The organism is Streptomyces huiliensis, from assembly GCF_020037025.1.
Lineage (GTDB): Bacteria > Actinomycetota > Actinomycetes > Streptomycetales > Streptomycetaceae > Streptomyces > Streptomyces huiliensis.
In genome coordinates this window covers 56,423-77,672 of record NZ_JAIQLH010000058.1, presented here as the reverse complement: position 1 = coordinate 77,672, position 21,250 = coordinate 56,423, and the positions used below count along the sequence as shown (strand labels likewise).

General features: G+C 72.2%; 20 protein-coding genes and 2 pseudogenes. 13 read left to right on the top strand and 9 right to left on the bottom strand.

Annotated features, from left to right (window positions below; all coding sequences use genetic code 11):
* The 3 genes and pseudogenes from JNW98_RS12925 to JNW98_RS12915 all read left to right on the top strand — a co-directional run.
* A pseudogene (locus JNW98_RS12925) lies at window positions 1-94 on the top strand (SCO1664 family protein); the annotation flags it as partial.
* A 102-nt stretch (window positions 95-196) separates the two neighbouring features.
* A complete protein-coding gene (gene mshC, locus JNW98_RS12920; RefSeq protein WP_223768315.1) occupies window positions 197-1,426 on the top strand; it encodes a cysteine--1-D-myo-inosityl 2-amino-2-deoxy-alpha-D-glucopyranoside ligase in 1,230 nt (409 codons plus the stop codon).
* A 184-nt stretch (window positions 1,427-1,610) separates the two neighbouring features.
* A complete protein-coding gene (locus JNW98_RS12915) occupies window positions 1,611-2,567 on the top strand; it encodes an SMP-30/gluconolactonase/LRE family protein (protein WP_223768314.1) in 957 nt (318 codons plus the stop codon).
* A 6-nt stretch (window positions 2,568-2,573) separates the two neighbouring features.
* On the opposite strand, the gene JNW98_RS12910 is transcribed toward JNW98_RS12915, so the two are convergent.
* Both JNW98_RS12910 and JNW98_RS12905 read right to left on the bottom strand, forming a co-directional pair.
* Window positions 2,574-3,209, bottom strand: a complete 636-nt coding sequence (locus tag JNW98_RS12910; RefSeq protein ID WP_223768319.1) for a response regulator transcription factor — start codon at window positions 3,207-3,209, stop codon at window positions 2,574-2,576.
* Window positions 3,209-4,360, bottom strand: a complete 1,152-nt coding sequence (locus JNW98_RS12905) for a sensor histidine kinase (protein ID WP_223768313.1) — start codon at window positions 4,358-4,360, stop codon at window positions 3,209-3,211. Before JNW98_RS12905 ends, JNW98_RS12910 begins: the two co-directional genes overlap by 1 nt.
* Before the next feature lie 154 nt (window positions 4,361-4,514).
* Here JNW98_RS12905 and JNW98_RS12900 point away from each other — a divergent pair, with 154 nt between their 5' ends.
* From JNW98_RS12900 to JNW98_RS12880, 5 genes and pseudogenes are all read left to right on the top strand, one after another.
* The gene (locus JNW98_RS12900; RefSeq protein ID WP_223768312.1) at window positions 4,515-5,189 is read left to right on the top strand and encodes a DedA family protein; all 675 of its coding nucleotides are present in this window, start codon (window positions 4,515-4,517) and stop codon (window positions 5,187-5,189) included.
* A 139-nt stretch (window positions 5,190-5,328) separates the two neighbouring features.
* Window positions 5,329-5,742, top strand: coding sequence for a nuclear transport factor 2 family protein (locus JNW98_RS12895; protein ID WP_223768311.1), 414 nt, complete (start codon window positions 5,329-5,331; stop codon window positions 5,740-5,742).
* A 132-nt stretch (window positions 5,743-5,874) separates the two neighbouring features.
* Window positions 5,875-8,124, top strand: a pseudogene (locus JNW98_RS12890) (glycoside hydrolase family 31 protein); the annotation flags it as partial.
* Window positions 8,125-8,174: 50 nt separating this feature from the next.
* Window positions 8,175-8,477 (top strand): DUF6191 domain-containing protein, encoded by a 303-nt coding sequence (locus JNW98_RS12885; RefSeq protein ID WP_223768309.1) that lies wholly within the window; start codon window positions 8,175-8,177, stop codon window positions 8,475-8,477.
* 9 nt (window positions 8,478-8,486) lie between these two features.
* A complete protein-coding gene (locus tag JNW98_RS12880; protein ID WP_223768308.1) occupies window positions 8,487-8,924 on the top strand; it encodes an ASCH domain-containing protein in 438 nt (145 codons plus the stop codon).
* A gap of 20 nt (window positions 8,925-8,944) precedes the next feature.
* On the opposite strand, the gene JNW98_RS12875 is transcribed toward JNW98_RS12880, so the two are convergent.
* Window positions 8,945-9,397, bottom strand: coding sequence for a hypothetical protein (locus JNW98_RS12875; RefSeq protein WP_223768307.1), 453 nt, complete (start codon window positions 9,395-9,397; stop codon window positions 8,945-8,947).
* A gap of 148 nt (window positions 9,398-9,545) precedes the next feature.
* Here JNW98_RS12875 and JNW98_RS12870 point away from each other — a divergent pair, with 148 nt between their 5' ends.
* Together JNW98_RS12870 and JNW98_RS12865 are read left to right on the top strand one after the other, a co-directional pair.
* Window positions 9,546-10,325, top strand: coding sequence for a heavy metal transporter CzcB (locus JNW98_RS12870; protein ID WP_223768306.1), 780 nt, complete (start codon window positions 9,546-9,548; stop codon window positions 10,323-10,325).
* Window positions 10,322-10,861 carry a flavoprotein gene (locus tag JNW98_RS12865; protein ID WP_223768305.1) on the top strand — a complete coding sequence of 180 codons (540 nt, stop codon included), beginning with the start codon at window positions 10,322-10,324 and terminating at the stop codon, window positions 10,859-10,861. Before JNW98_RS12870 ends, JNW98_RS12865 begins: the two co-directional genes overlap by 4 nt.
* Window positions 10,862-10,936: 75 nt before the next feature.
* Here the strand turns inward: JNW98_RS12865 and JNW98_RS12860 are convergent, their stop codons facing one another.
* Complete coding sequence (locus JNW98_RS12860; RefSeq protein ID WP_223768304.1) at window positions 10,937-11,443, bottom strand: DUF6624 domain-containing protein; 507 nt, start codon at window positions 11,441-11,443, stop codon at window positions 10,937-10,939.
* Between the two features lie 484 nt (window positions 11,444-11,927).
* On the opposite strand from JNW98_RS12860, the gene JNW98_RS12855 reads away from it, so the two are divergent.
* From JNW98_RS12855 to JNW98_RS12845, 3 genes are all read left to right on the top strand, one after another.
* The gene (locus JNW98_RS12855; RefSeq protein ID WP_223768303.1) at window positions 11,928-12,854 is read left to right on the top strand and encodes a ribosome-inactivating family protein; all 927 of its coding nucleotides are present in this window, start codon (window positions 11,928-11,930) and stop codon (window positions 12,852-12,854) included.
* Window positions 12,855-12,879: 25 nt separating this feature from the next.
* Window positions 12,880-13,677, top strand: a complete 798-nt coding sequence (locus JNW98_RS12850) for an aminotransferase class IV (RefSeq protein WP_223768302.1) — start codon at window positions 12,880-12,882, stop codon at window positions 13,675-13,677.
* An 83-nt stretch (window positions 13,678-13,760) separates the two neighbouring features.
* On the top strand, window positions 13,761-14,462 hold the full coding sequence (locus JNW98_RS12845) for a bleomycin resistance protein (protein WP_223768301.1): 702 nt from the start codon (window positions 13,761-13,763) through the stop codon (window positions 14,460-14,462).
* 15 nt (window positions 14,463-14,477) lie between these two features.
* Here JNW98_RS12845 and JNW98_RS12840 read toward each other — a convergent pair whose 3' ends face one another.
* From JNW98_RS12840 to glpK, 5 genes are all read right to left on the bottom strand, one after another.
* Window positions 14,478-15,326, bottom strand: coding sequence for an SCO4651 family lipoprotein (locus tag JNW98_RS12840; protein WP_223768300.1), 849 nt, complete (start codon window positions 15,324-15,326; stop codon window positions 14,478-14,480).
* Window positions 15,327-15,432: 106 nt separating this feature from the next.
* Entirely contained in the window at window positions 15,433-16,680 is a 1,248-nt protein-coding gene (locus JNW98_RS12835; protein WP_223768299.1) for a PAC2 family protein, read from the bottom strand.
* A gap of 189 nt (window positions 16,681-16,869) precedes the next feature.
* Complete coding sequence (locus JNW98_RS12830) at window positions 16,870-17,925, bottom strand: glycoside hydrolase family 18 protein (protein ID WP_223768298.1); 1,056 nt, start codon at window positions 17,923-17,925, stop codon at window positions 16,870-16,872.
* Between the two features lie 138 nt (window positions 17,926-18,063).
* Window positions 18,064-19,671: a glycerol-3-phosphate dehydrogenase/oxidase gene (locus tag JNW98_RS12825; protein ID WP_223768297.1), complete on the bottom strand. Its 1,608-nt coding sequence runs from the start codon at window positions 19,669-19,671 to the stop codon at window positions 18,064-18,066.
* A 14-nt stretch (window positions 19,672-19,685) separates the two neighbouring features.
* A complete protein-coding gene (gene glpK / locus JNW98_RS12820) occupies window positions 19,686-21,221 on the bottom strand; it encodes a glycerol kinase GlpK (RefSeq protein ID WP_223768296.1) in 1,536 nt (511 codons plus the stop codon).
* Window positions 21,222-21,250: the final 29 nt, after the last annotated feature.

Below are 21,250 nucleotides of genomic sequence, written 5' to 3'. Positions count from 1 at the left end.
GGCTTTGCGGGGGCGGGTGGCGGAATTGCTGCGTACCGGGCGGCATCGGGAACCGAGTGGGGAGTGGCCGGCGATTCCGTGGCCGCCGGTGTAGCGCCTGCGGCGGGCTGTGCCCCGGTCCCGCGCAAGACCCCCTTCTCAGCCAACCGCCCCCTCCGGTTCGTATCCGGAAGCCGCATCCGGTTACGCTCAAGGCATGCATGCCTGGCCCGCTTCTGAGGTTCCCGCCCTGCCCGGCGAGGGCCGCGACCTCCGGATCCACGACACCGCGACCGGTGGACGGGTGACCCTCGTCCCCGGCCCCGTCGCCCGCCTCTACGTCTGCGGCATCACGCCGTACGACGCCACTCACATGGGGCACGCTGCGACCTACAACGCGTTCGACCTCGTGCAGCGCGTGTGGCTCGACACCAAGCGGCAGGTCCACTACGTCCAGAACGTGACGGACATCGACGACCCGCTGCTGGAGCGGGCCGCCGCCAACGGTGAGGACTGGGAGGCCCTCGCCGAGCGCGAGACCGTCCTGTTCCGCGAGGACATGACCGCGCTGCGGCTGCTGCCGCCGCGCCAGTACGTGGGCGCCGTGGAGTCGATACCCAAGATCGTCCCGCTGGTGGAGCGCCTGCGCGACGCGGGCGCCGCCTACGAGCTCGACGGCGACATCTACTTCTCCGTCGCCTCCGACGCCCACTTCGGCGAGGTCTCCGGCCTCGACGCGGAGGCCATGCGGCTGCTGTCCGCCGAGCGCGGCGGCGACCCGGACCGGCCGGGCAAGAAGAACCCCGTCGACCCGATGCTGTGGATGGCCGCCCGCCCGGGCGAGCCCAGCTGGGACGGCGCCTCCCTCGGCCCCGGGCGCCCCGGCTGGCACATCGAGTGCGTCGCCATCGCCCTGGAGTACTTCGGCATGGGCTTCGACGTCCAGGGCGGCGGCTCCGACCTGATCTTCCCGCACCACGAGATGGGCGCCTCGCACGCCCAGGCGCTGACCGGCGAGCACCCGTTCGCCAAGACGTACGTCCACGCGGGCATGGTCGCCCTGCACGGCGAGAAGATGTCCAAGTCCAAGGGCAACCTCGTCTTCGTCTCCGCCCTGCGCCGCGAGGGCGTGGACCCGGCCGCGATCCGCCTCGCGCTGCTGTCGCACCACTACCGGGCCGACTGGGAGTGGACGGACGACGTCCTCGCCGAGGCCGTCGAGCGCCTCGGCCGCTGGCGCGCGGCCGTCTCCCGCCCGGACGGGCCGTCCGCCGACGCCCTGCTCGCCGAGGTCCGCGAGGCCCTCGCCGACGACCTCGACGCCCCGGCCGCCCTGGCCGCCGTCGACCGCTGGGCCGCCGCCCAGGCCGCCGACGGCGGTACGGACGAGGGCGCGCCCGGCCTGGTGTCGCGCACGGTGGACGCGCTGCTGGGCGTGGCGCTCTAGCGGAGCCGCGCGCGAACCGAAGGACAGGAGGCGCTTCCGCCGTGGGCGGAGGCGCCTCCGTTTGTGAAGGACCGGATCCGCCCGGCGTGCCGCGGTCCGCGCTGTGCTGGGGTGGGCGCACGCGTCCGTTCCGCGTGTCCGTCCAGCCCCGCGTATCCGTCCAGCGCACCGGAGGGATCCATCCATGGCCCGCTCCTTCACCCGCAGGACCCTGCTCGCCACCGGCGCCGCCGCCGCGGCCCTCGCCGGATCGCCCGCCCTCGCCGCGCCGCTCCCGGAACCCTCCTGGCCCACCCGCTTCCCCCTGCCCGACGGCTTCCGCCCCGAGGGCATCGCCATCGGCCCCGGCCCGTACGCCTGGTTCGGCTCGCTCGGGAGCGGCGCGCTCTACCGGGCGCACCTGCCCACCGGCCGGGGCGCCGTGGTGCCCACCCGGATGGAGACCGCCTCCATCGGCCTCAAGACCGACCGCCGCGGCCGCGCCTTCGTGGCCGGCGGCGCCACCCGTCAACTCCGCGTCGTGGACACCCGCGACGGCTCGCTGCTCGCCGTCCACGAGGTCGGCAGACCCGCGACGTTCGTCAACGACGTGGTGCTCGCCGGCCGGACGGCCTGGTTCACGGACTCCACCCAGCCCTTCGTGTACGGCCTCCCGCTGGGCCCGCGCGGCGAACTCCCCGCGCCCCGGGACGTGATCAGCCTCCGCCTGACCGGCGAGTGGGCCGAGGCCCCCGCCGAGGGCTTCACCTCCAACGGCATCGCCGCCACCCCCGACGGCCGGGCGCTGCTCGTCGTCAACGTCTTCCAGGACGGCGGCAGCCTGCTCCGCGTCGACCCGCGCACCGGCGACGCCCGCCGCGTGGACCTCGGCGGGCGGAAACTCCCCGACGGCGACGGGCTGCTGGTCCTCGGCCGCACGCTCCACGTCGTCCAGCAGGTGCAGAACGCGATCGACGTGTTCCACCTCGACCCCGCGGGACTGCGCGGCACCTGGCTCACCCGCGTCACCGACCCGCGCTTCCGCGTCCCCACGACCGTCGCCGCGTACGGCGACCGGCTCTACCTCCCGAACTCCCGCCTCACCGAGCCGCCGACGCCCACGACGGACTACGACGCGGTGGCCGTCCACCGAGTGCGATAGCGCGTGTCACGAGCCCAGGTAGCGGAGGACGGCGAGCACCCGTCGGCTGTACCCCGTCGCGGGGTTCAGCCCGAGCTTGTCGAAGACGGCGTTGACGTGCTTCTCCACCGCGCTCTTGGAGACGTGCAGCCGCTCGGCGATGGCCGGGTTGGTGTGCCCCTGCGCCATCTCGGCGAGCACGTCCCGCTCCCGCGCCGTCAGGCTCAGCAGGGGGTCCGTGTGGCTGCTGCGGCTCAGCAGCTGCCGGACGACCTCGGGGTCGAAGGCCGTACGGCCGGAGCCGACCCGTTCCAGCGCGTCGAGGAACTCGTCGATCTGGACGACGCGGTCCTTCAGCAGGTAGCCCACGCCCTCGGTGGAGGCGGTCAGCAGCTCGGTGGCGTAACGGCGTTCGACGTACTGGGAGAGGACGAGCACGCCGATCTCCGGCCGGGTGCGGCGGATCTCCAGCGCGGCGCGCAGCCCCTCGTCGGTGTGGGTGGGCGGCATCCGGACGTCCATGACCACGATGTCCGGCGGGTCCCGGTCCACGGCCGCCAGCAGTTCCCCGGCGTCGCCCACGGCGGCCGTCACCTCGTGGCCCTCCTCGGCGAGCAGCCGTACCAGGCCCTCCCGCAGCAGGATCGAGTCCTCGGCGAGCATCACGCGCACGGCAGCTCCCCGGTGACGGTGGTGGGGCCCCCGGCGGGACTGTCGACGGTGAACCGCCCGTCCAGCGCGGCCACCCGCCGCGCCAGGCCGGTCAGCCCGCCGCCCGCCGGGTCCGCTCCGCCGCGGCCGTCGTCCTCGATGCGCACGATGACCATGGTGCCCTGCCGGGCGACGCGGACGGTCACCAGGGCGGCCCCGGAGTGCTTCGTCGCGTTGGTGACCGCCTCGGCCACCACGAAGTACGCCACCGTCTGGACGGCGGCCGGGAGCGGTTCCGGCAGGTCGACGGAGAGCCGCACCGGGACGGCCGCGCGCTCGGCGACCGTCTCCAACGCCGCGCCCAGCCCGCCCTCGTCCAGCGCCGCCGGGTAGATTCGCCACGCGACCTCCCGCAGGTCGGTGAGGGCCCGCTGCGCCTCCTCGTGCGCCTGGCGCAGCAGTTCGGCAGCCTTCTCCGGGTCCCGGCCGCGGCGCGCCCGGCCGAGCAGCATGCCCAGGGCGACCAGCCGCTGCTGGACGCCGTCGTGCAGGTCGCGTTCGATCCGCCGCCGCTCGTCGTGGACGGCCTCCACGACGCCCGCGCGGCTGAGGGCCAGCTCCCCGATCCTGCGCTCCAGTTGGCGCGGGTCGCTCCGGGTGAGGAAGTGGCGGGCCAGCCGCTCGTCCAGGATCGCCACGCCCTGTACGCCCTGTGCCCCGAGGAGGCACAGGAACAGGCTGAGGAACGCCGACAGCAGGACGTCGCCGGGCCGGTGCAGCCGGTCGAGGACGAACCAGCCCCACAGCAGGAACGTGGCGGCACCCGCCCAGAGCAGGGTCAGCAGCAGCACGGCGCCGCCGAAGAGCCCGAGCGCCCAGCGCACCGCCAGGTAGCCGAGCGCGGACCGGCCCGTCGCCGGAACGGGCAGTTCCACCCCGTAGCAGGACGCCATCCGCCGCCGCTCGGCCGCGGACAGCCGACGGGTCGCGGCCACGACCCAGGAGCCGTCCGCCGGGCGGGACTTGCGGACGGCCACGACGAGCAGCCGGAGGCCGCCCGCCACGGCGAGGAGCAGCTCCGGAAGCGCGGTCAGGGTGCCCAGGGCGACGCCCAGACAGACGGCGAGGACCGCGCGGAGACGGGAGAGGAGGGCCGTACGCATGATCCGAAACGCTAGCCCGGCGGCGCCCCGGGCGTACTGCGGTGCACCGCATACTTTTCGGAGGGCGCGCCGCAACTCTTTCGGAGGGCGTGCCGCACCGTGCCGTACGGCCGCCCGCATTACCCGTTGCTCCGCGCGTCCCTAACGTCGAAGCATGATCACAACTGCCGCATCCGACGCGCCCGCCGGTGGCATCGCGGGCTGGGCCGCCGGCCTCATGGAGTCGCTCGGCGCCGTGGGCGCCGGTGTCGCCATCGCCCTGGAGAACCTGTTCCCGCCGCTGCCGAGCGAGGTGATCCTCCCGCTCGCCGGGTTCACGGCGGCCCGCGGGGACATCGGGCTCGTCGCGGTCCTGCTCTGGACGACGGCCGGGTCGGTCGTCGGCGCCCTGGCCCTCTACTCGATCGGCGCCCTGCTCGGCCGGGACCGCACCGTCGCGCTCGCCGCCCGGATCCCGCTGGTCAAGGAGTCCGACGTGCTGCGGACTGAGGCGTGGTTCGCCCGGCACGGCACCAAGGCCGTCTTCTTCGGCCGGATGATCCCGATCTTCCGCAGCATGGTGTCGGTCCCCGCCGGCATCGAGCGGATGGGCCTGCCGGTCTTCCTCGGCCTCACCGCGCTCGGCAGCTTCATATGGAACGCGCTCTTCGTCCTCGCCGGCTACGAGCTGGGCAGCCGCTGGCACCAGGTCACCGACCTCGTCGGCCTGTACTCCAAGGCGGTCCTGGCCGGGGCGGTCCTCCTCGTCGTCGCCTTCCTCGTGCTGCGCCTCCGGAAGGGCGGCGGGAACCGCCGGGGCGGCGGCCGGCACACGGCGGGGCGGCGGTGAGCGCCACGACGACGCCGGCTCGCGGCCCCGGTTCGCCGCCCCGGCTCGTGGCCCGGGCCCGGCCGGAACATTCGGTCGCCGGCGAGCGCTGGTCTTGGCAGACGTCGTGACGAGTCGTGACGAGGAGAGGTGGCCGTCCGTGTCCGGAGCGGAGTACGAGGAGGTCGTCGCGCGGTTCTTCGCGGCCTGGGACGGGCTGGACGCCGCCCGGCTCGCGGCGTTCTTCGCGGAGGACGGGACGTACCACAGCATGCCCCTGCCGCCAGTGGTGGGACGGGACCGCATCCGCGCCTACTTCACCGACTTCCTGGCCCGCTTCAGCGCGGCCGAGTTCACCGTCCACCACCAGGCTTCCGCTGCTGTCTCCGGGAGTGCCTCGGGGGGTGCCTCCGGAGGCGGGGGAGTGGTGTTCAACGAGCGGACGGACGCGATGACGCTCCGCTCGGGCGAGGTCGTCCGGGTGCGGGTGACGGGTGTATTCGAGATCCGGGACGGGCTGATCGTGGCGTGGCGGGACTACTTCGATCTGGGGGCGGTGGCGGGGGCCGAGTAGCCCGTCCGGCGTTTGAGGACAACCGCGCGGAGCGCGGTTTCGGGGGTGCGGGGGCGCAAGGCCCCGCAGGAAACGGTGAAGGGGTGGGATCGGGGCATGGTCATGCGCACGACAGTGCGCTAAGCATTCCGCATGACCACCCGCACCCGACCCGGAACCCTCATCGCCACCACCCTCCTCGCCCTCCTCGCGGCAGCGATCCCGCAAGCGGCGGCCCGCGCCGACGCCCCACCCGAGCCGCAGACCGTCGGCAAGGTCACCTCCTTCACCGCCCAGGGCCCCGACTACCGCTTAACGGCGGGCCAGGCGGAGGCCCGCATCCACTTCGTCACCCCCGACACCTTCCGCCTCGAACTGGCCCCCGACGGCAAGTTCACCGACCCCACGGGCAAGGACATCGTCCTGCCGCAGGGCGCGCCCCCACCCACCCGCTGGCGCGACCGCGGAGACCGCTACGAACTGAGCACCTCCCGCCTCACCCTGCGCGCCTACAAGTTCCCGCTCCGCTTCGCCCTCCACCGCGCCGACGGCACCCGCATCTGGTCCGAGACCAAGGGCCTGACCTGGGACAAGACCGGCACCACCCAAACCCTCGCCCGCGGCGCCGACGAGCGGTTCTACGGCGCGGGCATGCAGAACGGCCGCGGCAACACCTCGCACCGCGGCAAGAAGGTCGAGGTGGGCGTCGACTACAACTGGAACGACGGCGGCCACCCCAACTCCGTCCCGTTCTACCTCTCCTCGGCCGGCTACGGCGTCTACCGGAACACGTACGCGCCCAACACCTACGACTTCGCCGACCCGGTGAAGGCCACGGCCCGCGAACAGCGCTTCGACGCGTACTACGTCGCGGGCCGGACCCCCAAGGACGTCATCGGCGACTACACCCGCCTCACCGGCCGCCCGTTCCTGCCGCCGCTGTACGGCCTGGAGGTCGGCGACTCCGACTGCTACCTGCACAACAAGAACCGCGGCGAGCGCCGCACCCTCGACGCGCTCAAGGTCGCCGACGGCTACGTCGAACACGACCTCCCCCTGGGCTGGATGCTCGTCAACGACGGCTACGGCTGCGGTTACGAGAACCTCCCCGAGGTGAACAAGGGCCTGGCCGACCGCAAGATGACGATGGGCCTGTGGACCGAGGACGGCCTCGGCAAGCTCGCCGACCAGGTACGGGCCGGCCAGCGCGTCGCCAAACTGGACGTGGCCTGGGTCGGCGACGGCTACAAGTTCGCCCTCGACGGCTGCAAGGACGCGTACAAGGGCATCGAGGACAACAGCGACGCCCGTGGCTTCACCTGGGCCCCCGAGAGCTGGTCCGGCGCGCAGCGCTGCGGCGTCCAGTGGTCCGGCGACCAGAAGGGCTCCTGGGACTACATCCGCTGGCAGATCCCCACGTACGCGGGCGCGACCATGTCCGGCCTCGCCTACACCACCGGTGACATCGACGGCATCTTCGGCGGCAGCGCGAAGACGTACGTCCGCGACCTCCAGTGGAAGGCGTTCCTCCCCGCCGTCATGACCATGGACGGCTGGGCGCCGAGCGACAAGCAGCCCTGGCGGTACGGCGAGCCGTACACCTCGATCAACCGGAAGTACCTCAAGCTCAAGGAGTCCCTGCTCCCGTACATGTACACGTACGCGGCGGAGGCGACGCGGACGGGCGTCGGCCCGGTCCGCCCGCTGGCCCTGGAGTACCCGGACGACCCCAAGGCGGCTTCCGACGCGGCGAAGTACGAATTCCTGAGCGGCGAGCACTTCCTTGCCGCACCCGTGTACGAGGACAAGGAGACCCGCGACGGCATCTACCTGCCGCGCGGCACCTGGACCGACTACTGGACGGGCCGCACGTACCAGGGCCCGACGACGATCGACGGCTACCGCGCCCCCCTCGACACCCTCCCCCTCTTCGTGAAGGCCGGCGCCAACATCCCCATGTGGCCCGGCATCCGCTCCCACCGCGACCGCACCCCCGGCTCCCCGCTCGCCTGGGACCTCTACCCGAAGGGCACCTCGTCCTTCACCCTCTACGAGGACGACGGCGTCACCCGCGCCCACCGCACCGGCGCCTCCGCCCGGCAGACGGTGACGGTCCGGGCGCCGCGCACGGGCCGCGGCGACGTGACGGTCCACGTAGGCGCCTCACACGGCACCTTCCAGGGCAAACAGTCCACCCGCCCGTACACCTTCACCGTCCACACCCGCACCTCCCCGCACACGGTCCTCCTGGACGGCCGCCCCCTGCCCAGGGTCACCCCCAACTCCTCCACCCCCGGCTGGTGGCACGACCCCACCGACCGCACGGGAACCCTCCACCTCACCACCCCGACCCGCTCCACGGACCGCGCATTCACCTTGCGGCTGCGCGGCGCGAGCGCGGTCGACTGACGTTCACGGAACCATCCCCGGGCCCGTCACGTTCCTCCGACGTGATGAGCCTTCTGACGGGCCCGGGCCTGGCCCTCCTGATCGTCGTCCCGCTCTTCCTGCTCGCCGCCGCACGCAAGGGCGTTCACCTCCTCCGGGGCGGCGCCTCCGGGGGCTCGCGCGGCGCGGGCGCGACCGCGACGGAGGAGCTGCACGGCCTCATCTACCCCGGCAAGCGCGCTCAGTTGGAGCAACGACGCGTCGAACTCATCCTGCGCGACGACGAACAGGACGGCGCCCCGCGCCGGACGGGCATCGACCTCGACGCCGGGACGGCGCGTCTTTCACCCCGCGATCAGCCGCACTAGATTGCGACCATGGAACCCGCCCCCGACCACCCCCGCGTCGAGTTCGCCTTCCCCGGCCCCCTCCGCGACCGTCTCGTCGCCGCCATCCTCGACGGCTCGAAGACCTCCACCACCGGCCTGGTCGCCGACTACGAGCACGCGGGCGACCCCCTGCCGCGCGTAGGCGAGCGCAGCGTCGTCGTCGACTCCGACGACCGCCCGGTGGCGGTCATCGAGGTGACGGACGTCCGCCTCGCGCGGCTGGACGAAGTGGACTTCGCGCACGTCGTCGACGAGGGCGAGGGCGACGCTTCCGTCGCCGAATGGCGCGCGAACCACGAGTCGTTCTGGCGCAGTGCCGAGATGCGGGCGGCTCTGGACGATCCGGAGTTCACGGTGGACGACTCGACGATGACGGTCCTGGAGCGGTTCCGGTTGGTGGCGGACCTGCGGGGGTCCGCCGGGTAGGAGGGAGCCGGCTCACATGGTCACGCACGCGGCCCGACCGTCCGCTGTGCCAGCCGTCGTGCCGCGACGCCGAGCGCTTCGTGGAGCTCACCGGGGTCGGTGAGCTCGCTCCAACGGCCGTCCCGAGGAGATACCCAGACCCGGTCGCCGGCATAGGCACCCGGCGGGGGGACGAAGATTTCGGAGCCCTTGGGGCGTGAGGCGACACCGGCTTGTGCAGTGAATCGCCGCCCGGCGCCGATGGGGACGCACCACCACACCGTTCGCTCCACACCGCTCATCAGGTAGGGGCCGAGGCGGTACCCATGGTCCCTGAAGTGGGTGACGGCTGCGGTGGCAAGCTTGAAGTCCACGGCCAACAGGTCCCAGCGGGCACCGACCGTCAACGGCGCCGTGCGGCCGTTTTTCCATAGTGCCAGGGCGGTGCGGGGTTCTGCGGCGGCAGCGGAGAGCCAACGGGAAGCGGTTGTCATAGGGCACCAGCCGAAGAGTCGTGGTTCCGGGTCGTCATGACACCAGGAGACCTCTACGGCGGGGCACGGGCCAGGACGCCGGCGCGGCCTTCCGGGAGGACGTTTCCGAGGACATTTGTCAGGTGAGGAGCCATAAGGCGGGCTAGGTTTGGAGTCCGGTCACGCTTCGACAGCCGCGCCGCGGCGGATCGACCGGATTGCGGTCGACGCGTACCATGTCGCTGCCTCGCTGCTGCTCAAGAACGACGACCCAGCGTCTGCCTGGATCGCCGCGGAGCGTGCCGTGGCGGCAGCTCGGCGGATGGGTGATCCGACGGCCGTCGCCTCAGCGTCGCGGATTCTGACGCACGCCTTGGGCGCGGTGGGACACCGGCGTCAGAGCGTCCGCGTAGCGATCCGGGCAGCGGACGAGGCCGCGGAAGGCGTCCGGTGGAAGAGCCCTGACACCGTGGCGGTCTTGGGAGCCCTCCTTTTGCGCGGAGCCTGGGCAGCGGCAGCGGCGGACGACCGGGACACAGCGGAGGCGTTGCTGACGGACGCCGGACGTGCAGCTGCGATGCCGGCGGACTCCAACCGCCGGTGGACCGCCTTCGGCCCGCACAACGTGGCTCTCCACCGGGTTTCCGTTGCGCTGACCCTCGGCGATGCGGGAAAGGCACTGGCCGAGGCACGGAAGGTGGACGTCAAGACGCTGGCTGTCGCTGAGCGCCGGGCCGTCTTTTGGACTGATGCCGCTCGGGCTCTTCATGCGTGCGGCAGGACGAGGAAGGCAGCGGCGGCTCTCCTGGCGGCGGAGCGCGAGGCACCGGAAGAGGTACGGTGCCGCCCTGTGGTCCGGGAGCTGATTGGGGAGATGCTGATGCGGGACGCGGGGGGTCAAGCCTCCTCGTTGCACTCGTTGGCGACACGTGTGGGGGTGGCCGTATGACCGAGCTGGGCGTTCTCTATGCGATCGTCTGCGCCGCAGGCCCCGCGCGTGACGCGAAGCGGCTGGTGGATACCGCGAAGGAACGTGGCTGGGACGTGTGCGTCGTCGGGACGCCCGCCGCCGTCGAGGGTGGGTTTCTCGACGTGCCCGCGCTGGAGGCCGCGTCGGGGCGGCCCGTGCGCAGCACGTGGCGGCGGGAGGGGGAGGGGAAGCGTAACCCGGCGGCCGATGCGGTGGTCGTGGCGCCGATGACGATGAATACGGCCAACAAGTGGGCCGCCGGCATCGCCGACACGTACGCGCTCGGGCTGCTCGCCGAGGCCGTCGGGCTCGGGCTGCCGGTGGCCGTGCTGCCGTTCTGGTCGACCGCACTGGACGCGCACCCGGCCACCCGCCGTTCGCTGGAGGTGCTGCGGGGGACGGGGGTGCGGGTGGTGTATGGGCCGGGGGAGTGGGTGCCGCATGCGCCCGGGAGTGGGGGCCGACGCCTGGACGGCTACCCGTGGGAGCTGGTGGTGGACGCCGTCGGGCGTTAGGCCCTGTCCGGTGGATCGTGCCCGTGACAGGTGAGGGCGGGCCGTGGTCCACCGGACGTGGCTGGGAACGGGGCGTCAGGCCGGGGAGAACCTGGCGACGTACTCGTCGAAGGGCTCGATGCCGACTTCCGCGCGGAGTTCGTCCATGCGCTCGGGCTCTTCACAGGGCCACGGAACCGGTGCCCCGTCCTTCACGCCGGCGATCTGAGTGCCGTAGACCTGCTTGCGGCCCTCGTTGACCAGCGTGCGGTCGTGCAGGAAGGCCAGCTCGCGGGGGCTCGCCAAGCCTGTCGACACGGCCTGCCGCATCAGCCGGAGGGCGCGACGCTGAACGTCGAGCTGCCGGTCGGCGTGCTGGGCGATGAGCCATGCCGCGCGTGCGGCCTGCTCGCCGACCAGTTCCGCCGTCGGCCAGCCGTACTCGTCCATGATTTCGTCGAGCCGGTCACCGTGCCTGGCGGTCAGCCGTCGCCACGCCAGCTGCTCGGCGGGGTCGTCGCTGTTCGCGTGGACTGCGGACTGGTGATCGGCCGCAGCCATCGCCATGAGTTCCGCTGTCAGTGCGGCAACGTCGTGCGCCACTCTCAACTCCCAGGTCTGATCTGTGTGTTGTGGGTCTGCTCGCAAGCCTAGAGGGGCAAATCGGATGTAAAGATCATTCCGGAGGACGGTGACAGACGCCTCCCCGCACCGAGATAATGGATCTACCGATGAAGCCCGAGTCGGCTCCGGCTCCGCGTCGGCCAGGGCGGCCGGGTTTCTCGTGCACGGTCTTCCACCTGCCGAACGGCGCAGGAGGATCCCGGTGATCCTGCGGTCGCCGGCCCGCAGCCCGTCGCGCCTACCGGACTCGGGCAGATGCGGCTTCGGCCGGGCCCAGGGGCGCCGTGCGCTCCCGGAGCACAAGTGTGCGCGCAGCGCACAGCCCCCGCCGCGTGGCCGGTCCTACGGTGAATCCGGCCGTCCGGTTCCGTCGGCCGTGTGCCTCCCCCCCCGGCGTACGGCCGACGGAATCGGGCGGCCCGATCCGACCCGTCCCGCAGTCCCGCAGAAAGAACACACCCCCATGCGAAAGTCCCGCCTCGCCCGTTCCCTCCTCCTGTCCGGCGTCGGCCTGGCGATGGCCGTCACGGGCACGCTCACCACCGCCGGCACGGCCGAGGCGCGCACCGAGTGGCGCCACATGTCGCACGTGTACATCAACCTGGCGGACGAAGGCGCGAGCGACCACCAGCGCGACGACTACTCGACGTTCGTCCAGAGCCTCCGCAACGCCGCGGCCGGGTACAACACCCAGGAGACGCAGCTGGAGAACGTCGGGCTCATCCAGGCGTCGCTGACCGCGCCGGACGACCGCGGCGCCCGGCACCGGGTGCGCATCTGGATCAACCCCTCCAACCTCTACGTCTGGGGCTTCTCCAACGAGCGCGGCACCACCTACCAGTTCAACGACATCAACGGCGCGCTGGCCGGCCGGCTGCGGGAGACCACCGACCCCCGCCCGGACGTCGACACGAACGTCCAGACCCTCAACTTCGGCTCCAACTACAACTCCCTGACGGGCACCGCCGGCCGTGGCCGGGAGGCCATGACGATCAGCTACAACGACATCCGGGCCTCCCTCGTCCAGCTGGCGACCGTCAACAACCCGAACTCCGGCAACGAGCGACAGAACACGGCACGTTCGCTCAGCCTGGTGATCCAGATGCTCTCCGAGGCGGCCCGCTTCAACGACGTCGAGGGCACCTTCCGCACCGCCATGGGGACGTGGGAGTTCCAGTACGGCCTGCCGCACCAGCAGCAGGAGCTGGAGAACTCCTGGGACTCCCTCTCCGAGTACTACCACCGCGTCTCGGCGGGCCAGAACGCCACGGCGCCCTTCATCCCGTCGATCGGCACGGTGAACGGCCTCGACCAGGTACGGCGGTACCTCCGCCTGGCGCTGGGCAGCACCAGCATGGCCAACGGCAAGTGGGAGCACGACGAGCTCTGAGCGACCGTCCTCGTAGGGTGGGGAGATGAACGATCTCTCCACCCCGTACGTCGAGGTCGACGGCCGTCCCGTCGCGGCCGACCCGCTGTTCCTCGCCCTCCTCGGCGGCTACGGCCACATGACCGCGATGGAGATCCGGAACGGCCGGATCCGCGGACTGGACCTCCACCTCGCGCGGCTCGACGCCGCCACCCGCGAGCTGTTCGGCGAGGGCCTGGACGGCGGCCTCGTCCGCGAGCGCGTCCGCGGCGCCCTGCGGACGGCCGGGGTGACGGACGCCGCCGTCCGCGTCTACGTCCACCTGCCACCCGGCGAAGGGGCGGTCCGCCCGGTGGTGACGGTCATAGCCCGGCCGCCGACGCCCGAGCCGGCGGGACCGCAGCGCCTCACCGCCGTCCCGTACCAGCGGCCCGCCGCGCACCTCAAGCACGCCGGCGTCTTCGGGCAGGTGTACCACCTGCGCCGGGCGTGGGCCGCCGGGTTCGACGAGGCCCTGCTGGTCGGCCAGGACGGCACCGTGGCCGAGGGGGCCATCACCAACATCGGTTTTGTGGAGGGTGACACCGTCGTCTGGCCGGACGCGCCCGCCCTCGACGGCATCACCATGCTCCTGCTCCGCCGCGAGCTCGACCGCCTCGGCCTCCCCTGGCTCCGCCGCCCCGTCCGCCTCGACGACCTCCCCTCCTTCGACGGCGCCTTCGTCACCAACTCCCTCGGCATCGCGCCCGTCGGCCGGATCGACGAGCTGAGCCTCCCGGCGGACCTGCCCGTCGTGGAGCGGCTGCGGTCGCTCTACGCCGATGCGCGGTGGGACGCGGTCTGATCCACTGCGGGTTCGTACTGTCGCCCCGCCTTTGTTCGCACGAGTCGGCGTGATGGTGGTCAAGCGTGACTACAGTGCTGCGCATGGCTGAGACGGTGATTCCCATCCTCCCGTGCCCCGACCTCCGGCCGGTCCTCGACTTCTACACCGCTCTGGGCTTCGAGGTGACACACCATCAGACGAATCCCAACCCGTACGCCGTCGTCCGCTACGGCGAGATCGAGCTGCACTTCTTCGGCGTGAAGCAGCACGACCCGGCCACCTCGTACAGCACCTGCTACGTCCGCACGGACGACGTCGACGGGCTCCACGACACGTTCCGCAGGGGGCTGAAGGAGGCGTACGGGAAGGTGCCGACGCGGGGGCTGCCGCGGTTCGGCGCGGTGCGGGACACCTCGCACGGGGTGCGGCAGTTCCTGATGACGGACCCGGGCGGCAACTGCGTCCGGATCGGGACCGTGACGAGTGCGGACCAGCACCACCGGCCCGCGCCCGAGGAGACGTTCGCGCGGGCGCTGCACTACGCGTCGCTGTTCGCGGACTCCAAGGCCGACGCGCTCGGCGCCGCCCGCGTCATCGACCGGGCGCTGCGCACGGAGGGTGAACGCCCCACGCCCGTCCAGCTGTTGCGGCTGCTGGTGCTGCGGGCGGACGTCGCCGGGCGGCTGGGCGACGAGGTGGCCCGGGAGGAGGCGCTCGCCGGGGCCGCCGTGGTCGAACTCACCGACGAGGAGCGGGAGTCGGTCCGCGACGACCTGGCGCGCCTCGACGAACTGCGCGGCTGATCGGGAGGGGAGGACTCAGCTCACCGGGTCGAGGCCCCGGGACGCCTTGTCGCGGACCTCGCGGAGCCAGGCGTCCTGGGTGACGAGGTCCTTGCCCTTCGGGATGCGGATCTTCGGGTCCTCGCCGAAGTCCGAGTACTCCTCGGTCACGCCCGTGCTGCCCTTGGATCCCTTGCCGTGCTCCGCGCCCTTGACCGGGAGGTCGTCCTTGCCGATCCACAGGTCGACGTCGACCTTCTCCAGGCCGTCCTTCCGGTGGTTCTCGACGTAGAGCTCGCGCAGCCAGTCCCGCATGACGTCGCCCTTGTAGGCCGCCAGATCGGCGAGGACGACCGTGCCGGCGAAGTGCGTGGCCTTGTGGCCGTTCACCTTCTCGCTGCCCACCTTCCGCACGTCCTTCACCGTGCGCAGGACGCCCAGCAGCTTGGGCAGCGACCCCTCGGCGGTCTTCAGGACGTCCCCCGGCTTCGGGGGCTCCTCGCCCTCCTCCACGAGGCTGTCGCTCACCCACCGGCCGCCGGCGACCTTGGGGTCGCGGGTGTAGAGCATGTCGCCCTCGCTCATCGCGTGGTCGAAGCGCTCGGGGCCCTTCTTGCCGTTCTTCACCTCGGTCCGCCACGTCTTGCGCTCGGCCAGGTCGGGCTTGCGCGAGAACGTGTAATCGCCGCGCTCCGTGCCCTCCAACCCGGTGACCTGCCGCTTCGTCCGGTAGGAGTTCTGCGCCGCGGTCTTCTCCGCCGCGGCCTTGAGCACGGCCTGCGGGTCGCGCTTGTCCTCGTCCCCGCCGCCGCACGCGGTCAGCGCGAGGGCGAGTGCGGCACCGGTGGCCGCTATGACGGTTGTTCTGATCGCCTTGACGGCCATGCTGTCCTTTTGTCGTTGTTTTACGGTTCTGCGGTTCTGCGGTTTTACGGTTCTACGGTGTTCCACGAGGAAGGGGTGCCGCCCCGGCGGGCGGCACCCCTTCGCGTCAGCTCTCGCCTTCCGGCGGGCCCGAGGCCTCCGGTGGATCGGCCCCGTCCTCGCCGGCGTGCCGGTCCTCACCCGCGTGCCGGTCCTCGCCCGTCTGCCGGTCCTCGCCGCCCGCGCCCTCCGCCTGCTCCTTCGGAGCCCGGCGCGGCGGGCGCGTCCGCCCGCTCGTCGTGTCGCGCAGGTACGAGGAGTCCCGGCCGCCCGGCTCGCCGCCGAGCCCCGGCTCGGCCGCCAGCCCGCCCGGCTGCCCGGAGCCCGCGCCGGAACCGCCGACACCACCCGGACCACCCGGACCGCCTGGGCCACCCGGACCACCCGGACCGCCGACCGGCCCCGACTGCCCGTCGCGCCGCCGCAGGTACCGCTCGAACTCGCGGGCGATGGCCTCGCCCGACGCCTCCGGCAGGTCCGCGGTGTCCCGGGCCTGCTCCAGCGACTGGACGTACTCGGCCACCTCGCTGTCCTCCGCCGCCAGCTGGTCCACGCCCAGCTGCCAGGCGCGCGCGTCCTCGGGCAGCTCGCCCTGCGGGATGCGCAGGTCGATCAGGTCCTCCAGGCGGTTCAGGAGCGCCAGCGTGGCCTTGGGGTTCGGCGGCTGCGACACGTAGTGCGGCACCGCCGCCCACAGGCTCACGGTGGGCACGCCCGCGTGCGTGCACGCCTCCTGAAGGATGCCGACGATGCCGGTCGGGCCCTCGTAGCGGGACTCTTCCAGATCCATGGTGCGCGCCAGGTCGGGGTCGGAGGTGACCCCGCTGACCGGCACGGGCCGGGTGTGCGGGGTGTCGCCGAGCAGCGAGCCCAGGATCACCACCATCTCCACGCCCAGCTCGTGGGCGAAGCCCAGGATCTCGTTGCAGAACGAACGCCAGCGCATGCTCGGCTCGATGCCCCGGACGAGCACCAGGTCGCGCGGGCCCTTCGAGCCCCCGGTCCCTCCCGTGCCCCCGGCGTCACGCGAACCGACCACGCCGCCCGAGCCGCCCGCACCACCGGTGCGCACCACGGACAGCCGGGTCGTCGGCCACGTGATCTTGCGGACCCCGCCGTCCAGCCAGACGGTGGGCCGGTTGACCTGGAAGTCGTAGTAGTCCTCCGCGTCCAGCGCGGCGAAGACCTCGCCCTTCCACTCCCGGTCCAGGTGCGCGACCGCACTGGAGGCCGCGTCTCCGGCGTCGTTCCAGCCCTCGAAGGCACAGATCATGACCGGGTCGATCAGCTCGGGAACTCCCTCAAGCTCGATCACCCAGCGCCTCCTTCCGACCGGGGTGGAGGGGTCCCTTCCACCGCCGGTTGCCGTTCAGTGCAGTTGATTGCAGGTCTCGTAGCGTGCGCCCCCAAGCCTACGACTTCCGGGACCGCTGTCCGCAGTCCGCGCAAGGGATGCTCATCACCCTCGCAGCCCCTGCCACCCCTGCCCACATCCGTGCCCGGGTCACCCGCGCCTACCCCACGCCTCGCGGTACGCACGCCAGTCGCCCTCCGTCGCGGCGAAGTCCACGTACAGGGCGACGCCGAACCGCTTGCGGTGCCGGTCCTCGCGCGTCAGTCCGAGCCGGGCGCCGCGCAGCGCCGCCGCGGCGGTCTCCGCCGAACCGTGGTGGCCCATGTCGTCGGTGTGGAAGAACGGCAGGCCCATCAGCAGGTCCGTGCCGGCCGGGGTGACCTCCAGCGCCAGCCGGGTCTGCTGGGCGACGTACCCGCCGTACAGGCTCTCCCAGGGCAGCGCCGTGTCGTACGACATGACGGCGATCTGGTCGGTGCGCCGGGCGACCTTCGCGAAGTACCCCTGCGACCACCATTTCTTCCCGCCGAACGCGCGCGACGCCGCGTGCATCGACGGCAGCGGGTCGATCTGCTGCGCGGCCACGGACAGCACCCCGCCGCCCGAACGGACCGCCGCCCGCAGCGAGTCCAGCAGCGTCAGGAAGCCGCCGTCCCCGTCGGCGACGGGCTCGACGTCCAGGTGGACGCCCTCGAAGCCGGCCGCCAGCACCTGCCGGGCGCTCGCCACCACCGCGTCCCGCGTCGCGGCGGACTCCAGCCGCAGCCCGCCCCGGCCGCCGTGCGCGACCACGTCGCCGAGCCACGCCTGCACCCGGACCCCGGGCAGCTCGCGGTGGACGGAGTCGATCAGCCGGCGCGCGCCCCGGTACGCCGAGGCGGGCAGGGTGCCGTCGTGCTCCAGCGGGCCCGCGTGGACGTACAGGTCGTGGACGCCGGTGTCGCCGATGCGCCGCTTCAGCCCGGCCAGGTCCTTGTCCGTACGGCGCCCGTCCACCCAGGCGTGCCCGAGCCAGACGGCGTCCCGGCCGCGGGTGACGGCGTCGTCGGCGGGCGAGCCCGCGTACGAGGCGCGCAGCGCCCCGGCGGCGGCCACCACCGGCACCGCTATGACGAGGAACAGGGCGAGTGCGACGCGCTTGACGGTCCGCCTGCGCGGCAGCCGCCGGAGCCGGCGCAGCCGGGCCCGGATCTCCGGCCATGTCATGGAAGGCCCCCCTCTCTCCTCCAGGGACGGGGGAGGGGCGCCGCCGGTTGCCTCGCCGACACGGGAGGACGGCGAAGGGGAGGGACGTCACACGTCCCTCCCCTTCGGTGCCTCCCGGCTACCGGAGTGCCGCGGGGATCAGCCCTTGCGCTCCAGCATGTCCTTGACCCGGGTGCGGACGTTCTCGTCGTCCAGGCCGCGGATGGTCAGCGTGGTACGGCGGCGCAGCACGTCGTCGACCGTCTCGGCCCACTCGTGGTCGCGGGCGTAGGCGACCTGCGCCCAGATCTCCGGACCGTCCGGGTGGATGCGCTCGCCGAGCTCGGGGTTCTCGTTGACCATCCGGGCGATGTCGAACGAGAGCGAGCCGTAGTGCGTGGCCAGGTGGCGGGCGGTCAGCGGGTCCATCCGCGTGCCGGGCTCGCGGTCCACGAGCAGGCGGTGGGCGACCGCGTTGGGGTTGGCGACACCGGGCAGCGGGGTCCGGCGGACCAGGCTGGAGACGGGCTCCATCTCCTCGGTCAGCGGGCTGCCGGGCACCTTGGCCAGCTTGGTCATGACCGTACGGCCGATGTGGCGGTACGTCGTCCACTTGCCGCCGGCGACGGACAGCATGCCGCCCTTGCCCTCGGAGACGACCGTCTCGCGCTTGGCCTGGGCCACGTCGCCGGGGCCGCCCGGCAGCACGCGCAGACCCGCGAAGGCGTACGTCATCAGATCACGGTCGAGGTCCGCGTCCTGGATGGAGAAGGCCGCCTCGTCCAGGATCTGCTGGATGTCCTCCTCCGTGGCGCGCACGTCCGCCGGGTCACCCTCGTACTGGGTGTCGGTGGTGCCGAGGAGGAGCTGGTCCTCCCACGGGAGGGCGAAGGTGATGCGGTACTTGTCGATCGGGGTGGCCATGGCGGCCTTCCACGGCGACTTGCGCTTCATCACGATGTGCGCGCCCTTGGAGAGGCGGATGGAGGGGGCCGCGCCCTTGTCCTCCATCTTGCGCAGGTGGTCGACCCAGGGGCCGGTGGCGTTGAGCACGACGCGGGCGTCGATGCCGAACTCCGTGCCGTCCATGCGGTCCTTGAGCTCCGCGCCGGAGACCTTGCCGTGCGTGAAGCGCAGGCCGGTGACCTCGGCGTGGTTGAGGACGACCGCGCCGGACTCGACGGCCGCGCGGACGGTCATGACCGCCACGCGCGAGTCGTTCATCTGGTGGTCGTAGTAGACCGCGACGGCCTTGAGGTTGTCCGTGCGCAGACCGGGGTTGTCGGCCTTGGCGCGGGACGGGGAGATCACCTTGCCGACGCCGTCGCCGAAGGCGGACAGCGCCGAGTAGGCGAAGACACCGGCGCCGAGCTTGGCGGCGCCGACCGGCCCGCCCTTGTAGACGGGCAGGTAGAAGGTGAGCGGGTTGACCAGGTGCGGGGCCACGTCCTTGGCCAGCACCCGGCGCTCGTGGTGGTTCTCCGCGACCAGCTTGACCGCGCCGGTCTGCAGGTAGCGCAGACCGCCGTGGACGAGCTTGGAGGACGCGGAGGAGGTGGCGCCGGCGAAGTCACCGGCGTCCACCATCGCGACCCGCAGGCCCGACTGCGCGGCGTGCCAGGCCACCGAGGTGCCCAGGATGCCGCCGCCGATGACCAGGAGGTCGTACGTCGCGTTGGACAGTCGCTCCCGGGTCTCGGCACGGCCCGGGTTGGCACCGGCGGCCGGGTGCGTTCCCAGGGTGGGCACGCTCTGCGGGGTAGTCATGAGTTGCTCCTCAGTCAGCTCTCGTCGTCGATCCAGCCCATGGTCCGCTCGACGGCCTTGAGCCAGTTCTTGTACTCGCTGTCACGCTTGTCAGCGTCCATGCGGGGGGTCCACTCGGCGGCCCGGCGCCAGTTGGCGCGGAGGGCGTCGGTGTCGGGCCAGAAGCCGACGGCCAGGCCGGCGGCGTAGGCGGCGCCGAGGCAGGTCGTCTCGGCGACCATCGGGCGCACCACGGGCGCGTCCAGGAAGTCCGAGAGGGTCTGCATCAGCAAGTTGTTGGAGGTCATGCCGCCGTCGACCTTGAGCGCGGCCAGGTCGACGCCGGAGTCCTTGGTCATGGCGTCGGTGATCTCGCGGGTCTGCCAGGCGGTGGCCTCGAGCACGGCGCGGGCGATGTGCGCCTTGGTGACGTAGCGGGTCAGGCCCGCGATGACACCGCGCGCGTCGGAGCGCCAGTAGGGGGCGAACAGGCCGGAGAAGGCCGGGACGAAGTAGGCGCCGCCGTTGTCCTCGACGGAGCTGGCCAGCGTCTCGATCTCGGCCGCGCTCTTGATGAGGCCCATCTGGTCGCGCATCCACTGCACCAGCGAACCGGTGACGGCGATGGAGCCTTCCAGGGCGTAGACGGGCTTCTGGTCGCCGATGCGGTAACCGACGGTGGTCAGCAGGCCGTTGTACGACTGGACGGGCTCGTCGCCGGTGTTCATCAGCATGAACGTTCCGGTGCCGTAGGTGGACTTGGCCTCGCCCTTGTCGAAGCAGGTCTGGCCGAAGAGGGCCGCCTGCTGGTCGCCGAGGGCGGAGGCGACCGGGACGCCCTCCAGGGCGCCGCCCTTGGCGGTGCCGTAGACCTCGGCGGAGGAGCGGATCTCCGGCAGCACGGCGGCCGGGATCTCCATGGAGGAGAGGATGCGCTCGTCCCACTCCAGCTTGCGGAGGTTCATCAGCATGGTGCGGGAGGCGTTGGTGACGTCCGTGACGTGCACACCGCCGTCCACGCCACCGGTGAGGTTCCAGATGACCCAGGAGTCCATGGTGCCGAAGAGGATGTCGCCGCGCTCGGCGCGCTCGCGCAGCCCCTCGACGTTGTCCAGCAGCCAGCGGACCTTCGGGCCGGAGAAGTAGGAGGCCAGGGGGAGGCCGGTCTCGCGGCGGAAGCGGTCCTGGCCGACGTTGCGGCCGAGCTCGCGGCAGAGGGCGTCGGTGCGGGTGTCCTGCCAGACGATGGCGTTGTGGACGGGCTCACCGGTGTTCTTGTCCCACAGCAGCGTGGTCTCGCGCTGGTTGGTGATGCCGATCGCCTTGACGTCGGCGGCCGTGATGCCGGCCTTCTCGACGGCGCCGGCGACGACCTGCTGGACGTTCTCCCAGATCTCCTTGGCGTCGTGCTCGACCCAGCCCGGCTTCGGGAAGATCTGCTCGTGCTCCTTCTGGTCGACGGAGACGATGCGGCCGTCGCGGTCGAAGACGATGCAGCGGGAGGAGGTCGTGCCCTGGTCGATCGCCGCGATGAACGGCCCGTGACCGTGGGTGCCGTGGGTGCTGGTCATGTGGTCTCTTGCTCCTGAAGTCTGAGGGT